This is a genomic window from Halomonas sp. DP5Y7-2 (assembly GCF_019802025.1).
GTDB lineage: Bacteria > Pseudomonadota > Gammaproteobacteria > Pseudomonadales > Halomonadaceae > Halomonas > Halomonas litopenaei_A.
The window spans coordinates 102,110-123,248 of sequence record NZ_JAHVHY010000010.1 but is presented as its reverse complement, the minus strand read 5'-3'; the positions used below and the strand labels follow the sequence as shown (position 1 = coordinate 123,248).

At 62.1% G+C, this 21,139-nt stretch carries 16 protein-coding genes; 8 read left to right on the top strand and 8 right to left on the bottom strand.

Annotation, left to right across the window (positions count from 1 at the left end):
• Positions 1–19 precede the first annotated feature (19 nt).
• The 5 genes from KUW18_RS18480 to KUW18_RS18460 all read right to left on the bottom strand — a co-directional run bounded on the left by KUW18_RS18480 (position 20) and on the right by KUW18_RS18460 (position 9,590).
• A complete protein-coding gene (locus KUW18_RS18480) occupies positions 20–871 on the bottom strand; it encodes a 3-hydroxybutyryl-CoA dehydrogenase (protein WP_206944354.1) in 852 nt (283 codons plus the stop codon).
• Between the two features lie 163 nt (positions 872–1,034).
• Positions 1,035–2,663 (bottom strand): acyl-CoA synthetase, encoded by a 1,629-nt coding sequence (locus tag KUW18_RS18475; RefSeq protein ID WP_222164227.1) that lies wholly within the window; start codon positions 2,661–2,663, stop codon positions 1,035–1,037.
• A gap of 130 nt (positions 2,664–2,793) precedes the next feature.
• Positions 2,794–4,581: an acyl-CoA dehydrogenase gene (locus tag KUW18_RS18470; protein ID WP_222562071.1), complete on the bottom strand. Its 1,788-nt coding sequence runs from the start codon at positions 4,579–4,581 to the stop codon at positions 2,794–2,796.
• A gap of 454 nt (positions 4,582–5,035) precedes the next feature.
• The gene (lolA, locus tag KUW18_RS18465) at positions 5,036–5,674 is read right to left on the bottom strand and encodes an outer membrane lipoprotein chaperone LolA (protein WP_206944357.1); all 639 of its coding nucleotides are present in this window, start codon (positions 5,672–5,674) and stop codon (positions 5,036–5,038) included.
• A 190-nt stretch (positions 5,675–5,864) separates the two neighbouring features.
• Positions 5,865–9,590: a DNA translocase FtsK gene (locus KUW18_RS18460; RefSeq protein WP_261396792.1), complete on the bottom strand. Its 3,726-nt coding sequence runs from the start codon at positions 9,588–9,590 to the stop codon at positions 5,865–5,867.
• A 139-nt stretch (positions 9,591–9,729) separates the two neighbouring features.
• Here KUW18_RS18460 and aat point away from each other — a divergent pair, with 139 nt between their 5' ends.
• The 3 genes from aat to infA all read left to right on the top strand — a co-directional run bounded on the left by aat (position 9,730) and on the right by infA (position 11,901).
• Positions 9,730–10,455, top strand: a complete 726-nt coding sequence (gene aat, locus KUW18_RS18455; RefSeq protein WP_222239297.1) for a leucyl/phenylalanyl-tRNA--protein transferase — start codon at positions 9,730–9,732, stop codon at positions 10,453–10,455.
• Positions 10,456–10,662: 207 nt separating this feature from the next.
• Positions 10,663–11,409 (top strand): arginyltransferase, encoded by a 747-nt coding sequence (locus KUW18_RS18450; protein WP_206944362.1) that lies wholly within the window; start codon positions 10,663–10,665, stop codon positions 11,407–11,409.
• 273 nt (positions 11,410–11,682) lie between these two features.
• The gene (gene infA, locus KUW18_RS18445) at positions 11,683–11,901 is read left to right on the top strand and encodes a translation initiation factor IF-1 (RefSeq protein ID WP_013332816.1); all 219 of its coding nucleotides are present in this window, start codon (positions 11,683–11,685) and stop codon (positions 11,899–11,901) included.
• 414 nt (positions 11,902–12,315) lie between these two features.
• Here infA and clpA read toward each other — a convergent pair whose 3' ends face one another.
• The 3 genes from clpA to icd form a co-directional block, all read right to left on the bottom strand.
• Positions 12,316–14,592 carry an ATP-dependent Clp protease ATP-binding subunit ClpA gene (gene clpA / locus KUW18_RS18440; protein WP_222239296.1) on the bottom strand — a complete coding sequence of 759 codons (2,277 nt, stop codon included), beginning with the start codon at positions 14,590–14,592 and terminating at the stop codon, positions 12,316–12,318.
• 180 nt (positions 14,593–14,772) lie between these two features.
• Positions 14,773–15,120 carry an ATP-dependent Clp protease adapter ClpS gene (gene clpS, locus KUW18_RS18435; RefSeq protein ID WP_206944514.1) on the bottom strand — a complete coding sequence of 116 codons (348 nt, stop codon included), beginning with the start codon at positions 15,118–15,120 and terminating at the stop codon, positions 14,773–14,775.
• A 251-nt stretch (positions 15,121–15,371) separates the two neighbouring features.
• Positions 15,372–16,628: an NADP-dependent isocitrate dehydrogenase gene (icd, locus tag KUW18_RS18430; protein ID WP_206944366.1), complete on the bottom strand. Its 1,257-nt coding sequence runs from the start codon at positions 16,626–16,628 to the stop codon at positions 15,372–15,374.
• 144 nt (positions 16,629–16,772) lie between these two features.
• Between icd and KUW18_RS18425 the strand changes: the two genes are divergently transcribed.
• The 5 genes from KUW18_RS18425 (at position 16,773) to purB (ending at position 21,044) form a co-directional block, all read left to right on the top strand.
• Positions 16,773–17,360 carry a pseudouridine synthase gene (locus KUW18_RS18425; RefSeq protein WP_222164231.1) on the top strand — a complete coding sequence of 196 codons (588 nt, stop codon included), beginning with the start codon at positions 16,773–16,775 and terminating at the stop codon, positions 17,358–17,360.
• Positions 17,357–17,806, top strand: a complete 450-nt coding sequence (locus KUW18_RS18420) for an NUDIX domain-containing protein (protein WP_206944515.1) — start codon at positions 17,357–17,359, stop codon at positions 17,804–17,806. Before KUW18_RS18425 ends, KUW18_RS18420 begins: the two co-directional genes overlap by 4 nt.
• Before the next feature lie 66 nt (positions 17,807–17,872).
• Positions 17,873–18,985: a tRNA 2-thiouridine(34) synthase MnmA gene (mnmA, locus tag KUW18_RS18415; RefSeq protein WP_206944370.1), complete on the top strand. Its 1,113-nt coding sequence runs from the start codon at positions 17,873–17,875 to the stop codon at positions 18,983–18,985.
• Positions 18,982–19,620, top strand: coding sequence for a high frequency lysogenization protein HflD (gene hflD, locus KUW18_RS18410; RefSeq protein ID WP_206944372.1), 639 nt, complete (start codon positions 18,982–18,984; stop codon positions 19,618–19,620). The genes mnmA and hflD overlap by 4 nt, the downstream gene beginning before the upstream one ends.
• Before the next feature lie 50 nt (positions 19,621–19,670).
• Positions 19,671–21,044, top strand: a complete 1,374-nt coding sequence (purB, locus tag KUW18_RS18405) for an adenylosuccinate lyase (protein ID WP_222164233.1) — start codon at positions 19,671–19,673, stop codon at positions 21,042–21,044.
• Positions 21,045–21,139: the final 95 nt, after the last annotated feature.

Here is a 21,139-nt window from a genome sequence, read left to right as displayed (position 1 = left end):
TTGGCGCATATACGCCGCATCAACCACTGTAGTCGTGGAATCCTCGCCCGCTCTTGCGGCCCAGATAACCTGCATCGACCATTCGCTTCAGCAAGGGGCAAGGACGGTACTTCGGATCCCCGAAGCCTTCCGCCAGCACATTCATGATCGCCAGGCAGACATCCAGGCCGATAAGGTCGGCCAAGGCCAAGGGCCCCATGGGGTGGGCAGCGCCGAGCTGCATGGACGTATCGATATCGTTTACGCTGGCGACGCCTTCCTGCACCAGGAACGCTGCCTCGTTGATCATCGGCACCAGCAGTCGGTTCACCGCAAAGCCCGGCGAGTCTGAAATCGCCACAGACGTCTTGCCCATGGCCTCCGCCAGCGCCTCGACACGAGCCACCGTGGCGTCACTGGTCTGTTCAGCGCGAATGATCTCGACCAGCTTGAGCACCGGCACCGGATTAAAGAAGTGCATACCCACCACCCGTTCGGGACGTTGGCACACGCCGGCCAGTCGAGTGAGCGACAGCGAGGAGGTATTCGAGGCCAGAATGGCCTGGTGATTGAGCGCGTCCAGCTCCTTGAACAACCGTTCCTTGAGCTCTGCGGCTTCAGGGGCGGCTTCAATAATCACCTGCCGATCTGCCAGTGCATCAAGCGACGTGGACGTCGCCAGGCGGGCACTGGCAGCCTGCTGATCCTGCTCGCTGAGGCGACCTTTCTCCACCAGCCTGCCAAGTCCCTTGGCGATTCCTGTCTGCGCGCGCTCAAGGGCTTCCTCAGCGACATCACACAGCGTGACCTGGAAACCACTCTGAATCAGCACCTGGGCTATCCCCTGCCCCATGGTACCGCCTCCTACGACTCCGATCAGAGTCTCGCTCATGGCATCGTCCCTCTAGGTTTCATTCAATGGTTAATCGGTGATACATCTGCGACATAACTGTGTGAGTGCACGACCACGCTGGATCATATAGCAACGCCGCCGGAGATGACCGGCGGCGTCATGCAACGTTCCTCGGCAGGTAACTTACCCTGGGCGAGTAGCGTCAGCTTTCCTTGGCTTGCTGACGCAGCATGAATTTCTGGATCTTGCCTGTGGAAGTCTTCGGCAGCTCGGCAAACACGATGCGCTTGGGCACCTTGAACCGCGCCAAGCGCTCGCGACAGTGTTCGATGATGTCCTGTTCGGTCACCTCAGAATGAGCCGCCTTGAGCTTGATAAATGCACAGGGACTCTCCCCCCACTTTTCGTCGGGCTGCGCCACCACGGCGGCTTCCTCGACGCCAGGATGCGCATACAGCACATCCTCGAGCTCAATCGTCGAGATATTCTCGCCCCCGGAAATGATGATGTCCTTGGAGCGGTCCTTGATCTCGATATAGCCATCGGCATGCCAGACCGCCAGGTCGCCGGTGTGGTACCAGCCGCCGTCCAGCGCCTCTCGGGTGGCGGCCTCATTCTTGAGATACCCCTTCATGACATTGTTGCCGCGCATCATGATCTCGCCAATGCTCTCCCCATCCTTCGGCACAGGCTCTAGCGTCACCGGATCGGCCACACAGAGTGCTTCCAGCATGTGACCACGCACACCCTGTCGGGCCTTGAGGCGGGCGCGCTCCTGCAGCGGCAGCGCATCCCAGGCTTCGCGCCAGGCACACACGGTGACCGGACCGTAGACCTCGGTCAGACCATAGACATGGGTCACGTCGATTCCCATCGCTTCAACGCCCGCGATCACCGCCGCTGGCGGTGCTGCGCCGGCCGTCGTCGCCTTGACCGGATGATCGATGGGTCGACGGTCTGCCGCCTCAAGGTTGACCAGGCCGTTAAGTACGATCGGCGCCCCGCTGAAGTGGCTGACCTTCTCGTCTGCGATCAACTCCATGATGCGCTTGGGGTCAACCTTGCGAAGGCATACGTTGACCCCGGCGTTGGCGGCGATGGTCCAGGGAAAACACCAGCCATTGCAGTGGAACATGGGCAACGTCCACAGGTAGACGGGATGGTGTGGCATGGCCCATTCAAGAATATTGCTGACCGCATTCAAGTAGGCGCCTCGGTGATGGTAGACCACCCCCTTGGGCTTGCCGGTCGTACCCGAGGTGTAGTTCAGCGAGATCGCGTCCCACTCGTCCTCTGGCAGCCGATAGGGATACTCAGGGTCACCTTCCGCCAACAGCGCTTCATACTCCAGCTGCCCCAGACGCTCGGCGTTCCCCTCGAACTCAGGGTCCAGCACATCAATGATCAAAGGGGGCTGCTCGAGGCCTTTCACCGCCTCGCCCACCACCTCGACGAACTCGGGGTCTACCAGAATGGCCTTGGACTCAGCATGCTCCAGCATGTAGGCGATGGCCGCCGCATCCAGGCGAATGTTCAAGGTGTTCAGCACGCAGCCTGCCAGGGGCACGCCGAAGTGGGCCTCGAACATGGCCGGCACGTTGGGCAACATCACCGATACGGTATCCCCCTTGCCAAGCCCGCGCTGCTCCAGCGCCGAGGCCAGGCGACGGCAACGCTGCCAGGTGGTAGCCCAGTCGCGGCGCACCTGTCCGTGCACGATGGCAGGCAGATCGGGATAGACGCTGGCCGTACGTTCGATGAAGGTCAACGGAGAGATCGCCACATGGTTGGCTGTGTTGCGTGGCATCCCCTGGTCATAAAGACTACTCATTAGTAACTCCTTATTTTATGGCGCATGTTGACCCAGTGACGGCCTGCGTCTTCCGTTGGCGAAGGATAAATGGCAAGTGGAATGGGCCTGAAACAAAGATAGCCGCCGAGAAGCCTCGGCGGCCACGAGATCACGCGAGTGACAGTGACAGCCAGTCCTGGTAACCGGCTTCGATCACAGACCGTTGCGCGCGCCCTTCGGGCAGCCAGTGACGAATCGCAAAGTCGGCACAGACCAGCTTGCGACGATAGAACTCGTCATCCTGCCCGGCGTCCAGAGCGGCTCGTGCGACCAGAGCCGCACGCCCCATCTGCCATGCACACAGGACGTGTCCTGCCAGTGACAGCAAAGGGGTGGCGTAGGCTTGCACCGCATCCGCTCCGCTGTGTTCGTCGCTGCCCTCTTCCAGCACCCTGGTGAGGCAGGCCCGGAGATCCTGGCTCGCCGCCGCCAGCTCATGGCCCAGCTTTTCGAGTGACGGGTGAGACCCCAGCGCCTGGGCGGTGCCATCGACGTCATCCAGCAGGCTCGACATCGCCGCGCCACCATCACGCTGCAGCTTGCGCCCGGCAAAATCCAGTGCCTGAATGCCATTGGTACCTTCGTAGATCGGCGCGATGCGCACATCTCGCAGCAGCTGGGCAGCACCGGTTTCCTCGATAAAGCCCATCCCGCCATGCACCTGCACCCCCATGGAGGCAATCTCCACGGCCTGGTCGGTGGAAAAGCCCTTGACCACCGGAATCAGCACATCCACACGGGCCTGGGCGGCCTGTCTGACGCTGGCATCATCGTGATGCCGTGCAACATCCAGCTGCTGCGCACAGAGCAACGCCAGGGCGCGCAAGGCGTCAGTGCGCGCCCGCATCGACAGCAGCATGCGTCGCACATCCAGATGCTGGGCGATATCACAGGCCTCGCCGCCTCGGGCTGGCGGTGTTTTTCCCTGGGAGCGCTCGTTGGCGTAGGCCACGGCATGCTGGCAGGCACGCTCTGCCACACCGATGCCCTGAATCCCTACCTTGTGACGTGCCTCGTTCATCATGGTGAACATATGATTCAGGCCGCGTCCGGGTTCACCGACCAGATAGCCGATGGCCCCGTCCTTTTCACCAAAGCTAAGGGTGCAGGTGGGGCTGCCATGAATCCCCATCTTGTGCTCTATGGACGCGCACACGACGTCATTGCGCTCACCCAGACTACCGTCTTGATTGACCAGAAACTTGGGTACCAGAAACAGCGAGATGCCTTTGTTGCCTTCGGGCGCATCAGGGGTGCGTGCCAACACTAGGTGGATAATATTGTCCGCTGCATCGTGCTCCCCCCAGGTAATGAAGATCTTCTGACCGAACACGCGGAAATGATCGCCCTCTGGCACCGCACGGGTGCGTACGCGTGACAGGTCAGAGCCTGCCTGGGGCTCGGTCAGGTTCATGGTGCCTGTCCAGCTACCCTCGACCAGACGCTCCAGGTAGCGTTCGCGCAGTGCTTCATCGCCATGGTGCGCCAGTGCTTCGATCGCACCGGCTGTCAGCATAGGGCACAGGCCCAGCGCCATGTTGGCGCCATGCAACATTTCCTGGACAGCACTGGCCACCACCTCCGGCAACCCTTGTCCGCCCAGCGACTCGGATACACCAATGCCATTCCAGCCGCCTTCCGCGTAGGCCTGGTAAGCCTCAGCAAACCCATCCGGCAGCGTCACCCCGCCGTCGTCACGTCGTTGGCAGCCCTGGCGGTCCCCTGTGGCATTCAGGGGCCCCCACACATCGGTGGCTAGCTTTCCGGCTTCTTCCAGCACGGCATCGATCAGATCAGGACTGACCTCGCCGAAGACCGGCAGGTCCAGGGATTTGTGCTCAAGCAACTCACTCAGCACAAAGGCCATGTCTTTCAAAGGAGCGGCGTAGGGATACATGGGGGCACCTCATGAAAACGATACCCGCGATAGTAGATTCCCTAGTCGACGCAAACTATTGGGCCAAGGTCGAAAAACCGTAAAACGGTGATCTTCGACAAGGTCCATGCTCAGACCGGCAAGGTGCACGCACTGAGATGGGGCCAGCAACTGCCCAGGACCAGGCCCCGTGGCGACGCCCTGTCAGTGCTCGGCAGACATCCTGCCGTACACAGAGGTGACGGGGCATGCCCCCAGGGATAAGGGATAACGGAGAAGGGAAAAGCGAGAAGCGATGAAGGCGGTGATCAGAACGGAGGCTGCGGCAAAGAGGGTCAGAGAAAAAAAGTGGCCAGAAAAGACAGCGCCGCCGCCCGAAGGGGCGACGGCGGCATCAGGTCCCGAGTCTCTGTTATGTCCTGACTGGCCGTGAAAGGCCAAGACATCAGAGCGACGACCCTACCGGACCCGTGGATCAGGGTGTCTGGCGAATGACATCGGTACCCTCGGGAATATCGAACTGGTAGCGCCCGTCATCGATCTGGCCATTCTGCTCGGCGTTGTCAAAGGCAATCGCCGTGCGTTGGCCGGTGCTGTCGGTCATTTCCAGTGCCGCCAGCTCCTCGCTGTAGAAGGTCAGGCGCAGGCTTTCAAACAAGGTGTCGGCCGCCTTGGGTTCCAGCGTGAAGGTCTCCGAGGTGCCTTGCTGGGAGCTCGACACGTTATAGCTGTCGGTCAGCTCGCTGGCACTTCCCGACAACAGCAAGGCAGGCGTGTGCGTAACGCGTTCGTCCAGAGCCTGGATAGTAGCTTGCTGCAGGTCCGGGTCGAACAAGGTGACTTCGCTGCCGTCCGATACCACCACCTGCTCATACGGCGCCTCTACCTCCCAGCGGAACTTGCCGGGACGTGACAGCCACATGTGACCCTCCGTACGCTGCAGTCGCTGACCGCTGCCGTCCAGGATCTGCTGTTCAAAATCGGCAGAGTAGGTGTTCAGCGGCTCCAGCATGCGCGTCAGTCGCTCGGCACCATCCGCCAGCGCAGTAGCAGGCACCGCAAGTGCCAGTGCCAGCGTGGCCAGGCCAGAAGTCAGGGTAAGGCGTGCAGGCATAGCGTCTCTCCGTCGATATGGTCGATTTCCCTGTCGTGCCGAAGTTGCTCCGGCATGAACGGGCATGTCCCTTTGAGCCCAGTATGCCTGGCAAGTTGCCATGGGTCTCAAACGCAACCGTCTGTTGCATGGTCGTTTCATGGTAGCGCCGCATGCGTCGCCAAAAAGCGACGCATGCGACGATCGGGGGCTAGCCTCCTGCGGGAGGCGGTGCCAGCACTTCACGTCCGCCGTTGGTGCCCATGGAGGACACGACACCGGCCATTTCCATGGCTTCCACCAGACGCGCAGCCCGGTTGTAGCCGATCTTGAAACGCCGCTGCACGGCGGAGATAGATGCGCGCCGCGACTCGGTAACAAAGGCCACCGCCTCGTCATACAGCGCATCCTGTTCGGCATCGCTGTCGTCACCGGAGCCCTCAGCCTCCAGCCCGGTCAAGGCATCGGCGGAGACACCCCCCGACAGGATCTCGTCAATGTACTCAGGCTCGCCACGGCGCTTCCAGTCCTCGACCACTCGGTGAACTTCGTCATCGTCGACGAAGGCCCCGTGAACGCGAGTGGGCTGGCCCGAGCCGGCCGGCAGATAGAGCATATCGCCGTGACCGAGCAGGTTTTCAGCGCCGCCCTGGTCGAGGATGGTGCGCGAATCCACTCGCGACGACACCTGGAAGGCCATGCGCGTGGGAATGTTGGCCTTGATCAGGCCGGTCACCACGTCCACGGACGGGCGCTGGGTCGCCAGCACCAGATGGATACCCGCGGCGCGCGCTTTCTGGGCCAGCCGAGCAATCAGTTCCTCGACCTTCTTGCCGACAATCATGAACATGTCGGCAAACTCGTCGATCACCACCACGATGTACGGCAGCTTTTCCAGCACCGGAGGGGTCTGATGCATTTCCCACGGCTGAGGCTCCCACAACGGATCCGCCACCTGGGCGCCGGCACGCTCGGCTTCATCTAGCTTGCTGTTGAAGCCGGCGATATTCCGCACCCCCATGGCCGCCATCAGCTTGTAGCGGCGTTCCATCTCGGCCACACACCAGCGCAGCGCGTTGGCGGCTTCCTTCATGTCGGTGACGACAGGCGCCAGCAGATGCGGGATTCCGTCGTAGACCGACAGCTCAAGCATCTTGGGATCGACCATGATCAGGCGTAATTCGTCAGGGGTCGCCTTGAGCAGCATCGAGATCAACATGGCATTGACCCCGACGGACTTGCCCGAACCGGTCGTACCGGCCACCAGCACGTGAGGCATCTTGCCCAGGTTGGCGACCACCGCCGCTCCCCCGATGTCCTGGCCCAATGCCATGGTCAGAGCGGAGGCCTCGTCCTGATAGCGATCCGAATCGATCACCTCGCGCAGGCGAATCATGGCCCGGTTGGGATTGGGAATCTCGATCCCCACGGTGGGACGCCCCGGAATCACCTCCACCACGCGGACGCTCTTGACCATCAGCGAACGCGCCAGATCCTTGGCCAGGTTGCTGATCTTGGACACCTTCACTCCCGCTGCGGGCTTGATCTCGAAGCGGGTGATGACCGGACCCGGCCATGTGTCGACCACCTCGGCCTTCACGCCATATTCGCGCAGGCGCATTTCCAGCAGCTCCGCCATGTCGGCAAGCTGCTCTTCGGTGTAGTTGGGCTGGTGCGGCTCGGGCGGCGTCAACAGTCGCAGACCCGGCAAGTCACCATCGGGTTCGGGCAGATCATCGAAGCCGGAACGCTGGTTCTGCAGGTGCTCCACGGTCCACAGCGTCGGGCCGCCCTGATCGGCCGCTTCCCTCCCCTGCTCCGCTGTCGCCACATGGGGAGTGACCGGCGCATCGCTATCCTGGTGGTGGACATGCCCGCGGTCCTCGGCCGAGGGCTCAGCTGAAGAGGCGTCGCCCCTTGGCGGCGCCTCTGCCGCCGTCACAGACGACTGCTGGCGACTGTCCAAGGTGGGCTGCGACACGCTGTCATGGTGAGCGCTTACCACCCGCCGAGGGGCCTCGTGCGTGGATGACAGCAGTCCAGCGCTGGACGCCAGGGCGCCACCAGCCAGCGCGCCGCCGTCGTCTGGCAACACCGGCTCGGGGATATCCTCCGCCCGCCTTTCTTCGCGCTGAGGCGCTTCAGGGGTAGCAGCAGCGGGAGCTGCAGCGCCAGCTGTGGAGGAACCAGCTGTGGAGGGCCCAGTTGTAGAGGGAGCAGTTGTGGAGGATGCAGCTTCGCTGGGCGGCTGCGGGGCGTTCGTCCTGTGCTGTCCCTGATTCGTACTGTGCTGTCCCTGAATAGCAGCGCCCCGAATAGCAGAGCCCTGAGGTGGCGCTTCGTCCTCGGCGTGAGCCGGCGACGGAGGCTGCGATGTCGTCGCACCGGCGTCAGCGGCATCTTCGGCTGCACGCTGGCCCGCGTGATCTTGAGGCGCCGGAGAGGCTGATACGCCGCTCTGCGCGGTGTCAGCGTCAAGCCTGCGCTCCTGGGCCTCGGCACTGGTGCTTTCTGGGGCCACGCTGCGCGTCTCATGGGGCATCGAGGCCGCCGGCTCAGGGGCAGCAGCCCCGGCGGCGGGCTCATCGCGCTCAGCGCGCAGGGCAAACGTTGGCTCCGCGGGCTGGCGGGTGTCACGCCTGACGTCAGCGGAGTGTCGTGTTGGCGAGCCCGCAACCGTATCGTCACTCGGGCCTGTCCCGAGACTCGCGCCCAGGGTGGGCTCCCGGCGCTCGCGGGCTGAGGTTGGTGCACTGCCAAAAGACGGCTCACGGCGAGCGGCTGTCCCAGCCTCCCTTTCGTGTTCCCGAGAGGGGCTGACAGAATCTCTAGCAGCGGGGGCACGCCCATGACGCTCATCAGCATCCAGGGCAGGCGATGGCTCCTCCCTGCTTGCCCTCAGCCCAATGGAGGGCTCAGTGGCCGCGCGGCTATGGCCGGCTGTCGCCAGTCGTTCGGTATAGGCAGCCCCCGGCTGTTTGGCTGACGGCGTGGATTCCGCCACCTCCCATGGAATATCGGTGCCGTCCTCGGTGTCCCACTGGGGGCGCTCGGAGGCGACATCGCGACGACGGCCCAGCAAGCGCTGCCACCAGGCAGGCTTGGTTGCGGCGCCGTCTTGCTCGGCTTCGTCCTGAATGTCGCGCTGGGTGTGGTCCTCGACCGATGACTCCACACGATCCGCCTCAGCATCCGAAAGAGCCGGATCCTGGGCCTGCTTGCGCGCGGAGACAGCCTCGTCGGAGGCATCCTTGCCGCCCGCGAAACGCGCCTTGATCCAACGCCCCAACAGCAGGCAACGATGACCGGCCTCGTCCATCACGTTCAGCCAGGATAAGCCGGTGAACAGTGGCATCCCGCCCAGAATCCCGACGACCGCCAGCAGCCCTGTGCCGCCATACCCGACTAGCGGGCGCAGCGCACCGACCAGCCCCACGCCAAGTATGCCGCCAGTGGAATACGGCAACACACTTTCCGGGTGGTTGAAATACAGCGCGCCGAGAGTCGTCGATCCCAGCAGCAGCAGCACCAGGCCGCCACAGCGAACGGCTAGCGCAGTGGCATCCCACTCAAACTCGACCCGCCGGGAGCGAATCAGATACCACGCCGCGAACGCCAGCATTCCCGGCCACCACAGGGCACTGACCCCAAACAGCGAGTACAGCACGTCGGCTAGCCAGGCGCCGATCGGCCCCATCCAGTTGGCGACGTCGGTTTCAGGACCGCTGCTCGACCAGCCAGGATCTGCAGGTTCAAAGCTGAACAGTGCCAGCAACAGGAACACACAGGCGGCCAGCAGCACGATGATGACACCTTCCCTGGCAGAGCCGTGCAGACGCAGGCCAACTTTCTTGGCGGTCTCCTTGGCAGCTGCCGCCGTCGCTCGAGACGACACAGACTTCTTGTTGGCACTCAAATGGCCTTCCCCTTGCGCCATGGCGGCGTCTTCCATCCTACTGACTGGCCCTCATGATACCGAGCCAGCCGGTGAGCGAATAGGCCCCAGACGGCTTGAGCGTGCCGCCATCTGGGGGCACACTCGCCTGTTGATCAAAAACCCTGTTGAAGGGAGCCCCATGCTACCCTGGCTATCCCCCTACCCGGTCGCCTTTCCCAGCGTCGAGACGGCCCTTGACGACCCAGACGGCTTGTTGGCTGCAGGGGGCGACCTGACCCCCGAATGGTTGATTGCCGCCTATCGTCGCGGCATCTTTCCTTGGTACAGCGATGACCAGCCCATCCTGTGGTGGAGTCCGAATCCTCGCATGGTACTGCGTCCCGACGAACTGCGCGTGCGTCGGAGTCTGGCCAAACGCGTCCGCAATGCAGGTTTTACGGTCACCGCCAATCGCGCCTTCACGTCGGTGGTTGCCGCCTGCGCTGCTCCCCGAGGTGGCGACCAGGATGGCACCTGGATCATCGACGAGATGCGCAGCGCCTATGACCAACTCCACCGCATGGGTGTGGCTCATTCGGTAGAAGTATGGCGTGACACCACTCTGGTAGGCGGGCTGTATGGTGTAGCACTTGGTCCTGTGTTCTTTGGCGAATCCATGTTCAGTCGCGAGGCTGACGCGTCCAAGATCGCCCTGGTCCACCTGGCACATGCGATGCAGCGGGGAGCCGGCAAGCTTATCGACTGCCAGATGCAGACCCCGCATCTGGCCAGCCTGGGCGCTAGAGGTATCGCCCGATCCGAGTTCATCGGCTATCTTGAGAAGTGGCTGGATGGCCTGGACACAGACGCTCTGGTCACGCCTGCGTGGTCTTTTGCTGACGTGGCTTGCGTCGACAACGTCTGACTCGGCGCTTGCCATCGCAGTGGGTGCATCGCCACGCCCCCTGCTGTGGGAATCATTGAGTTGAGATGATTGAGTTGAGGTCATTGCAGCTCAGACCACGGCAGTTCAGACCACAGCAGTTGAGACCATGGCAGTTGAGACCATTGCAGCGGGTCATGCCTTTGCCTGACGACCGACGAGACGCCATCCGACAGGGAGACGGCCGCCTTGAGCAGCAACACACCGCGGCAACCGGTCCGCGACCTGAGGTTTTTCCTCACGGTGCCACACGCTTGCAGCTACCTGCCAGAAAAAGAGGCGACCACGCTGTTCCTTGATCCCAAGGAATCGCCGGGGCCGAGTGTGTATGATGCGCTGACGCTGCTCGGCTTTCGGCGCAGCGGGCTTCACCTGTACCGCCCCCACTGCGAAGGCTGCCATGCCTGTGTCTCGGTGCGAATTCCTGTAGCGGAATTTCGCCCAAACAGGAGCCAGAAACGCTTGATGCGGCGCAATGCCGATCTGACCGTCGATGTGGTACCTGCCCGCTTCGACTCTTCCCACTATGATCTCTATGCGCGCTATATCTGCACTCGCCACCACGATGGCGACATGTTCCCCCCAAGCCATGAACAGTACCGCACCTTTCTGAGTCTCGACCAGCCTTATGCCCGACTGCTGGAGATGCGACTCGACGACAGGCTGGTGGCGGTCTCCGCCTTCGATGAACTCGGCCACGGCCTGTCAGCCATCTACACCTTCTTCGACCCCGAGCAGAGCCTCGAGAGGCGATCCCTTGGCACCCAGGCGGTGCTCACCCTGATCCAGATGGCGTCGGCGAAAGGGCTTGACCACGTATACCTGGGTTACTGGATCGAGGCGTGTCGCAAGATGAGCTACAAGAGCAACTTCACTCCCCTCGAAAGGCTGGACGGACGCCTGTGGCGCCGGCTGGTACCTACCGAACACGGCTGAACGCCTGGCGCTGTACCGCCCTGAGTCGCGTCAGGATCGCCACTGCTTACTCGATCCAGACAGCCTATGCTGCCAGCAACGATGGCATGCCAGAGACAGGGTAAACGCCAAAGGCGTCAGACCTCAGCCTAGACATCTGCCGTTTTTTCAGGCAACTCACTTTGCCATCTGCCCCAGCATCCGGCAGAATATCGCGCTATCCTGACCAGAGTAACGGCAGTCGCGCCGCGCGGTCGGGCATCACTCTGTCTACACATGCGAGGATTCGCCTATATGGCACGCGAAGACCATATTGAAATGGAAGGCGTGGTCGTCGACACGCTTCCCAACACCATGTTCCGGGTCGAGCTGGAAAACGGCCACGTGGTCACCGCCCACATCTCGGGCAAGATGCGCAAGAACTACATCCGCATCCTGACCGGGGACAAGGTCAAGGTCGAGTTGACTCCCTATGACCTGTCCAAGGGTCGCATCGTATACCGTTCTCGTTGAGATCGGCCGGCGTCAGCGCTTTGCGTAGACGCCACTTGCCGGTATCGCGCCCGTCGGGCGTGCCCGCCTCGCCGGCAAGCGCAGCTCCCTGATATTCGGGTCAATGCCCATCGGCATTCGGCCCCTATCGCCCAGTGCTGGAGCACACCTGACACTGGTGCTGGATAACTCCGGAGCCTGGCGCAAACGCCGCCTGCTGCGCAGCCCACCCCTGCCACGATTTACGCAGCAGGGTGGCGCTTGGCGTCCGGAACTCGCCTGCGTTTTTCACACCCTGCCGCCTTGCTGCCCTGTCCCGTGGGCAAGCGAGCCAGCAGGCGATACCTACAAGAACGCCCTGTCATAAGACAGGGCGTCATCTCTTGCGTCAGCGGTGTCCTCAAGACTCGCTGCGGCCTAAACCAGAGAGCTCAGTCAGGGCGCATCGGCCAGCTCCACATCGGTGGAGAGATGCAACTCGCCACTTTCGAGGCTGACATGGACAACACCCCCGTGCTCAGCCAGATCTCCAAACAAGATCATCTCGGCCAAGGGCTTCTTCAGCTTCTCCTGAATCAACCTTGCCATCGGGCGAGCTCCCATGTCCGGGTCATAGCCCATGGTCGCAAGCCAATCTCTCGCCTCATCATCGACTTCCAGCTGAACACGCTTCTCGTCTAGCTGCGCCTGCAGTTCCACCAGGAACTTGTCGACCACGTTGCGCACCACCGGCTTGGGCAACGCCGAGAACTGGATAATGCCGTCCAGGCGATTGCGGAATTCCGGTGTAAAGGTCTTGCGAATCGCCTCCATGGCATCGGTGGAGTGATCCTGGGTCTGGAAGCCGATGGAGCGGCGCGTCGCGATTTCTACACCCGCGTTGGATGTCATGATCAGGATGACGTGACGGAAGTCCGCCTCGCGACCATTGTTGTCGGTAAGACGCCCGTGATCCATCACCTGCAGCAGCAGATTGAACACTTCCGGGTGTGCCTTCTCGATTTCGTCCAGCAGCAGCACACAATGGGGCTGTTTGGTCACTGCTTCTGTCAGCAGGCCGCCCTGGTCATACCCTACATAGCCAGGAGGTGCGCCGATAAGACGTGAAACGGTGTGCCGCTCCATGTACTCCGACATGTCGAAGCGCAGCAGCTCGACGCCCATGATGTGCGCCAGCTGGCGAGCCACCTCGGTCTTGCCCACTCCCGTCGGGCCAGCAAACAGGAAGCTGCCCACAGGCTTGTCAGGAGACTTGAGCCCAGCGCGAGAGAGCTTGATCGCCGCCGCCAGGCTATCGATGGCCTCATCCTGGCCGAACACCAGCATCTTGAGATCCCGATCCAGATTCTCCAGCAGCTTGCGATCGGAGCTGGACACGCTCTTCGGCGGAATTCTAGCAATCGATGCGACTACCGCCTCGACCTGATCCACATCGATGGTATCGACACGCATCTCGGGGGGCAGCAAGCGCTGGTGAGCGCCCGCTTCGTCAATGACATCGATGGCCTTATCCGGCAGGAAGCGGTCGTTGATGTAACGATCGGCCAAGCGGGCCGCGCTGTCGAGCGCAGCGTCGGTGTACTTGAGCTGGTGATGCTCCTCGAAGCGCGAGCGCAAGCCCTTGAGGATCTTGATGGAGTCTTCCACCGAGGGAGCCAGGACGTCGACTTTCTGGAAACGACGCGCCAGCGCCCGGTCCTTCTCGAAGATCCCGCGGAACTCCTGGAAGGTGGTCGAACCGATGCAGCGCAACTCGCCGGAAGACAGCAGAGGCTTGAGCAGGTTCGAGGCATCCATCACCCCGCCAGAGGCCGCCCCCGCGCCGATCACGGTATGAATCTCGTCGATGAACAGAATCGCGTTGGGCAACTTGCGCAATTCGGCCAGCAGGCTCTTCAGGCGCTTCTCGAAGTCACCGCGATACTTGGTACCCGCCAACAGGGCGCCCATATCGAGGGAGTACACGACGGCATCCCCGATCACGTCGGGAACGTCCTCCTCGACGATGCGCTTGGCCAGGCCCTCGGCGATGGCTGTCTTGCCCACCCCGGCCTCGCCCACCAGCAGCGGATTGTTCTTGCGACGGCGTGCCAGAATCTGCACCACACGCTCAAGCTCGTGGTCACGGCCGATCAGCGGATCGATCTTGCCCATACGCGCCTGTTCGTTGAGGTTGGTAGCAAACCCGGTCAACGGGTTGCCGCCGGCCTCGGTGCTGCCATCTTCAGCATCTTCTGCCTCCGGCGACGATGCCGCCGGGCTTTGACCGTGACCGGTCACCTTCGAAATACCGTGAGCGATATAGTTGACGGCGTCGACACGGGCCACGTTCTGCTGCTTCAGGAAGTAGACCGCCTGGCTCTCCTGCTCGGAGAAGATGGCCACCAGCACGTTGGCGCCCGTCACTTCGCTCTTGCCTGAAGACTGCACGTGGAAGACCGCACGCTGCAGGACACGCTGGAACCCGAGAGTGGGCTGCGTCTCGCGCTCGGTCTGGTCTTCCGGAATCAGCGGCGTCGTGGAATTGATAAAGTCCTGCAGGTCAGACCGCAGCTTGTCGAGGTTGGCCCCGCAGGCACGCAGCACGTCTGATGCTGACGCATTATCCAGAAGTGCCAGCAGCAGGTGCTCCACGGTCATGAACTCGTGGCGCTTGGAGCGCGCCACGGTGAAGGCCGTGTTCAGGGTCAGTTCAAGTTCTTTGCTCAGCATGGCAGTCCCCTTCTCGCCGCCTAGGGCTTGCGTCGGATCTTTTATGGTCCGGCACCATCAACATCGGGTACAAATGGCGCCGTTGCAAGTTCTTCGTCAACGAAGGACGCGTCTCCGTTAACGCATGTGCCGCCTCATGCGCCCACATCACAGGCAGATCAGCGATTCTCAGGATTCCACCTAGTCCGCCGCTTCTATATCGCTCAGCAGAGGATGCTGACACTCCCTGGCATACTCGTTGACCTGGTGACTCTTGGTCTCGGCAATGTCGTGGGTAAAGACGCCACAGGTGGCTTTGCCATGGCTGTGCACTGTCAGCATGATCTGCACGGCCGTCTCGCTATCCAGGTGAAAGAACGTCCTGAGAACCTCCACCACAAACTCCATGGGGGTGAAGTCGTCATTATGCAAGACAACCTTATACATGGGTGGCTTGGCTAACTCAGGATCGGCTTCCTGAGTGGCCAGGTCACCGTCGTCCTGTTCGTCGGGCTCTCCCGGCGGACGCGTCATTCCTGCCACCGGCATCTGGATCCAGAGCGGATCCTCGTCTCTTGCGTTGAACATAGGCCTCACACTGTCAATCGGGTGCCCGCGCTCACCCGCGTCGAGCATTGGACGTCTGGGGCGCGGTAGGGTTCCCTCTCATTATCGGGAATCCCGACGCGGCTTTCACCCTCTACGCGGACAAAATGCAAAAGGCCCTCGCCGGCGAGGGCGAGGGCCTTGTCTGTCAGCACTGGCAACGAGCAGGACGGCTCGTCGCTCGGTGCAGTCGCTTACATGTTGTCAGCGACAGCCTGACCGAACTCAGAGCACTTGAACAGCGTGGCATTTTCCATCAGGCGGTGGAAGTCATAGGTGACTTCGCCCTTGCTGATGGCTTTCTCCATGCCTTTCAGTACCAGATCAGCAGCCTCGACCCAGCCCATGTGACGCAGCATCATCTCGGCAGACAGGATCAGCGAGCCCGGGTTGACCTTGTCCTGGCCAGCGTACTTCGGCGCAGTACCGTGAGTCGCTTCGAACATGGCAGTGGTGTCGGAGATGTTGGCGCCCGGAGCAATACCGATGCCGCCGACTTCAGCCGCCAGAGCGTCGGACAGGTAGTCACCGTTCAGGTTCAGAGTCGCGATGACGTCATATTCGGCCGGACGCAGCAGGATCTGCTGCAGCATCGCGTCAGCGATCACGTCCTTGACCACGATGTCCTTGCCGGTCTTCGGGTTCTTGAAGGTCATCCAGGGGCCGCCATCGAGGAGCTCAGCGCCAAACTCTTCCTTGGCCAGCTCATAGCCCCAATCCTTGAAGGCGCCTTCGGTGAACTTCATGATGTTGCCCTTGTGCACCAGGGTCAGCGACTCGCGGTCGTTGTCGATGGTGTACTGCAGGGCCTGGCGCACGAGACGCTTGGTGCCTTCCTCGGACACCGGCTTGACGCCAATGCCGCAACCCTCGGGGAAGCGGATGTTGGTCACGCCCATTTCTTCGCGCAGGAACTTGATGACCTTGTCGGCCTCAGCGGTACCCGCCTTCCACTCGATACCGGCATAGATATCTTCAGAGTTCTCGCGGAAGATAACCATGTCGACGTCAGCGGGCTTCTTGACCGGGCTAGGCACGCCTTCGAACCAGCGCACCGGACGCTGGCAGACATACAGGTCCAGCTTCTGGCGCAGTGCGACGTTCAAGGAGCGGATACCACCGCCCACCGGCGTGGTCAGCGGGCCCTTGATGGAAACGATGTATTCCTTGACCGCTTCCAGGGTTTCTTCCGGCAGCCAGGTGTCCGCGTCATAGACGTGGGTGGCCTTCTCGCCGGCGTAGACTTCCATCCAGTGGATCTTGCGCTCGCCGTTGTAGGCCTTCTGCACAGCGGCGTCGATGGCGATCTTCATCGCCGGGGTGACGTCGACACCGATACCATCACCCTCGATGAACGGGATGATCGGGTTGTTCGGCACATTCAGGCTGTTGTCGGCGTTAGCGGTGATCTTTTCGCCGCCCTCAGGGACGACAATTTTCTGGAAACCCATTGAGAACTCCCCTGTCAGGTCTATTCAGTGGAGCGCGGAGTATAGCATTACCCCCAGCGCCCGGAGTAGGCTTTGTCGACAATCTTTGCAAATGACCGCACGAGCCCCGTCAGACGGGCCTCGTCAGGACTACCGAGCCAGCCCATGAGTCAACTCTACCTGCTGCACAAGCCCTACCGCGTGCTGTCCCAGTTCACCGATGAGCAGGGACGCGATACGCTGGCGTCGCTCATCGATGTACCCGACATCTACCCTGCCGGACGTCTCGACTACGACTCGGAGGGGCTTTTGTTGCTCAGCGACGACGGTGAGTTGATTCATCGTATCAGCCACCCCCGCCACAAGCAGCCCAAGACGTACCGTGTGCTGGTTGAAGGACAGCCGGATCAGCGCGCTCTGGACGCCCTTGCAAAAGGCGTCACGCTCAAGGACGGACCGACCCGACCTGCCAAGGTACGACGCCTTGTCCACAGCGGCCTGCCGGAGCGTGAACCACCTCTCGACCCGAAACGCCATCCCGATACCTGCTGGCTGGAGCTGACCATCAGCGAAGGGCGAAACCGCCAGGTGCGCAGAATGACAGCACACGTCGGGTACCCCACACTTAGACTTGTACGGGTGGCCATTGGCCCATGGAACCTGGACGGGCTGGCGCCGGGGCAATGGCAGCGTCAGACGCTGCATGCACCCAAGCGCCCGAGAACCGCATCCCCAGCGAGGAGACGCCGATAATGCGATGGACCCCTTATGTGACCGTGGCCACCGTGGTCGAACGCGCCGGGCGCTTCTTGATGGTGGAAGAGGACCATGGCGGCCCTCATACCCTGTTCAATCAGCCCGCAGGCCATCTGGAACCCGGTGAGCGCATTCGCGATGGCGCACTGCGTGAAGTCGCCGAGGAGACCGCCTGGCGGGTGGGTATCACCGACTATCTGGGCATGTACGTGTATCAGACCAAGGACGGCAAGGCGTTTCACAGCCACGCGTTCCTGGGCATGGCGCTGGCCCACCTGGGTACCGAGCTTGACCGCGATATCCACGCCATCCACTGGCTGACCCTGGAAGAAATCGAAGCACTGGATCGGGACGGACGTCTACGCAGCCCTCTGGTGCTTAAACGTATCCGCGATGCCCTGGCTGGCAAGACCTTTCCCATGGACGTGCTCCACGAGCGGTGAGGCTTCGGTTGAGCGCCGCATTTCGTGTATAATCTCCGCCCCTGCACCACCACCCCGAGAGTTGTTATGTCAGCGTCCAACGGCAAAGTCATCGTCGGCATGTCCGGCGGAGTCGATTCCTCCGTTTCCGCACTGCGCCTGATCGAACAGGGATATCAGGTAGAAGGTCTGTTCATGAAGAACTGGGACGAGGACGACGGCACCGAATACTGCACCGCCATGGAGGATCTGGCGGACGCCCAGGCCGTGTGCGAAAAACTCGACATCCCCCTGCATACCGCCAATTTTGCCGCTGAATACTGGGACAATGTGTTCGAGCACTTCCTGGCAGAGTACAAGGCTGGCCGCACGCCGAATCCGGATATCCTGTGCAACCGCGAGATCAAGTTCAAGGTGTTCCTTGATTACGCAGAGATGCTGGGAGCCGAGATGATCGCCACCGGCCACTATGTCCGCCGCGGTGAGCGCGATGGCCGTCCTCGCCTGCTGAAGGGCCTGGATGGCAACAAGGACCAGAGCTATTTTCTGCACGCGGTGCCGGAAGCGGCCATCGCCCGCACGCTGTTCCCTGTGGGCGAGATCGAAAAGCCGGAAGTTCGTGCCATTGCCGAGCGCCACGGTCTGGTCACCGCCAGGAAGAAGGACTCCACGGGCATCTGCTTCATCGGCGAACGACGCTTCAGCGATTTCCTCAAGCAGTATCTTCCGGCTCAGCCCGGCCGCATCGAGACACCTGATGGTGACGACATCGGCGAACATATGGGACTGATGTACTACACCCTGGGACAGCGTCAGGGGCTCGGTATCGGCGGCCTCGCCAACTACTCCGAGGACCCCTGGTACGTGGCTGGCAAGGATCTGGAGCGTAATGTCCTGGTGGCCGTGCAAGGCAAGCATCACTCTCTGCTCTACACCGACAGCCTGGCCACTGAAGCCATGGACTGGGTAGCCGGTCACGCTCCCTGCCAGCAGGGTCGCTTCACTGCCAAGACGCGCTACCGTCAGGAGGACGTGCCCTGCACGCTGACCAGCATGGCAGACGGCGGTGTCGAGGTGTACTTCGATGAGCCTCAACGCGCCGTGACACCCGGCCAGTCACTGGTCATCTACGACGGAGATGTCTGCCTCGGTGGCGGCGTCATCCGACACACCTGGAACGCCAAGGAGCGCGCGGCATGACCGATTCGGTACCTATTCACCGCGCGCCGGAATCCCCGGCTGCCCGCCAGGCCATTGCCATGGCGGGCGTGTTCCAGGCGGCTCATCTGGTGGATGACCTTGCCCGCACCGGCCAAGTGGACAGTCGCGCCTGGGACACTCAGATCAACGCCACCCTGGTGACCAACCCTCCCACCTTCGAATCGATCTACGGTGGACACCCGAACAACCTGCGGCTGGGCCTGGAGACGCTGGACGGCGTCCTGGGTCGCCGGCAGGCCAATCCGGTGGTGATGCGCTACGGCTTCAGCCTGATGCTGCTGATGAACAAGCTGCGCAACCAGCCCGCCATGATGGATGAGCTCGGCGCTCACCTGACCCGCATTCAGGGCCAGGCCGAACACTTCGGCCCCACCCACGAAAACGTGGTGGCTAGCCTCGGCGAGGCCTACCAGCAGACCCTGTCGACCTTCAAGAACCGCATCGTGGTCCAGGGCGACCCCTCCCTGCTGCAGAGCCGAATGATGCCCGAGCGAGTGCGGGCGTGCCTGCTGTCCGGCATCCGCTTCGGCCTGCTGTGGCACCAGCAGGGCGGGCGACGCTGGAAGCTGGTCTTCCAGCGAGGCAGCCTCAAGCGTGCCCTGGACTCGCTATAACGATATCGCTTCGACACTCTACCCTGTACCTACCCCACCGGAACCACACCATGCAACTCTCCGCACTGACCGCCCTCTCCCCCGTCGACGGCCGCTACGGCAGCAAGGCCGAATCCCTACGCGAGCATTTCAGCGAATTTGGCCTGATTCGTGCCCGCGTCACCGTCGAGATCCGTTGGCTCGAGCGCCTCGCCGCTCACCCCCAGATCACCGAGGTGCCGGAATTGTCGGCCGCAGCCACCGCCTTCCTGGACGGCCTGGTAAAGAACTTCAGCGAAGCAGACGCTTCACGCATCAAGGACATCGAACGCACCACCAACCACGATGTGAAAGCGGTGGAGTACTGGATCAAGGAAGCGATCGCCGACAACGCAGAGCTGCATGCCGTCACCGAGTTCGTGCACTTCGCCTGTACCAGCGAGGACATCAACAACCTGTCCTACGGGGTAATGCTGCGCGATGGCCTGGACAGCCTGCTGCCCACCATGCGCCAGGTGGCCGACGAGGTTGCACGACTGGCAGCCGAGCACGCTGAAGTGCCGATGCTCTCGCGCACCCACGGCCAGACCGCCAGCCCCACGACGCTGGGCAAGGAAATGGCCAACGTGGCCTACCGTCTGCGTCGCCAGCTCAAGCAGATCGAAAGCGCCGAGGTGCTGGGCAAGATCAACGGTGCGGTCGGCAACTACAACGCTCACCTGGCGACCTACCCGGACATCGACTGGGAGGCCAATGCTCGCACCTTTGTCGAAGGCCTGGGTCTGACCTTCAACCCGTACACCACCCAGATCGAGCCTCACGACTATATCGCCGAGCTGTTCGATGCGGTCTGCCGATTCAACACCATCCTGATCGACTTCGACCGTGATGTCTGGGGCTACATCTCGCTGGGCTACTTCAAGCAGCGCACCGTGGCCGGCGAGATTGGCTCCTCGACCATGCCCCACAAGGTCAACCCGATCGACTTCGAGAATTCCGAAGGCAACCTGGGCCTGGCCAATGCCATTCTTGCTCACCTGGCCCAGAAACTGCCGATCTCCCGCTGGCAGCGGGACCTGACGGACTCCACCGTGCTGAGAAACCTCGGCGTCGGTCTGGCCTATGGCCTGATTGCCTACCAGGCGTCGCTCAAGGGCATCAGCAAGCTGGAAGCCAACCCCCAGCGCCTGGCAGAAGATCTCGACGCCAGCTGGGAAGTGCTGGCGGAGCCGATTCAGACCGTCATGCGTCGTTACGGCATTGAAAAGCCCTACGAAAAGCTCAAGGAACTGACCCGCGGCAAGCGCATCGATCAGGCCGGTTTCGCCGCCTTCATCGACGGCCTCGAGCTACCGGAAGCCGTCAAGGCAGAGCTCAAGCAACTGACCCCAGGCAGCTACATCGGCAATGCCGTGGCACAGGCCCAGGCGCTGCCTCGCCACTGACCCGGCTGCGGCCTCACGCAGCGTCTGTTCGCGACGTTGCTGTGCTCGCGGCAGCTGTCAGACCCGTTCTCACCCCACCCTATGGTGGGGTGAGG

What these genes read in the sequence shown, in the direction of transcription:
- KUW18_RS18475 (WP_222164227.1), bottom strand. Translation starts at nt 2,663, where the DNA reads ATGAGTAGTCTTTATGACCAGGGGATGCCACGCAACACAGCCAACCAT.
- clpS (WP_206944514.1), bottom strand. Translation starts at nt 15,120, where the DNA reads ATGCCGGTGGCAGGAATGACGCGTCCGCCGGGAGAGCCCGACGAACAG.
- purB (WP_222164233.1), top strand. Translation starts at nt 19,671, where the DNA reads ATGCAACTCTCCGCACTGACCGCCCTCTCCCCCGTCGACGGCCGCTAC.
- KUW18_RS18470 (WP_222562071.1), bottom strand. Translation starts at nt 4,581, where the DNA reads ATGTATCCCTACGCCGCTCCTTTGAAAGACATGGCCTTTGTGCTGAGT.
- icd (WP_206944366.1), bottom strand. Translation starts at nt 16,628, where the DNA reads ATGGGTTTCCAGAAAATTGTCGTCCCTGAGGGCGGCGAAAAGATCACC.
- clpA (WP_222239296.1), bottom strand. Translation starts at nt 14,592, where the DNA reads ATGCTGAGCAAAGAACTTGAACTGACCCTGAACACGGCCTTCACCGTG.
- KUW18_RS18480 (WP_206944354.1), bottom strand. Translation starts at nt 871, where the DNA reads ATGAGCGAGACTCTGATCGGAGTCGTAGGAGGCGGTACCATGGGGCAG.
- KUW18_RS18425 (WP_222164231.1), top strand. Translation starts at nt 16,773, where the DNA reads ATGAGTCAACTCTACCTGCTGCACAAGCCCTACCGCGTGCTGTCCCAG.
- lolA (WP_206944357.1), bottom strand. Translation starts at nt 5,674, where the DNA reads ATGCCTGCACGCCTTACCCTGACTTCTGGCCTGGCCACGCTGGCACTG.
- KUW18_RS18460 (WP_261396792.1), bottom strand. Translation starts at nt 9,590, where the DNA reads ATGGCGCAAGGGGAAGGCCATTTGAGTGCCAACAAGAAGTCTGTGTCG.
- aat (WP_222239297.1), top strand. Translation starts at nt 9,730, where the DNA reads ATGCTACCCTGGCTATCCCCCTACCCGGTCGCCTTTCCCAGCGTCGAG.
- hflD (WP_206944372.1), top strand. Translation starts at nt 18,982, where the DNA reads ATGACCGATTCGGTACCTATTCACCGCGCGCCGGAATCCCCGGCTGCC.
- mnmA (WP_206944370.1), top strand. Translation starts at nt 17,873, where the DNA reads ATGTCAGCGTCCAACGGCAAAGTCATCGTCGGCATGTCCGGCGGAGTC.
- infA (WP_013332816.1), top strand. Translation starts at nt 11,683, where the DNA reads ATGGCACGCGAAGACCATATTGAAATGGAAGGCGTGGTCGTCGACACG.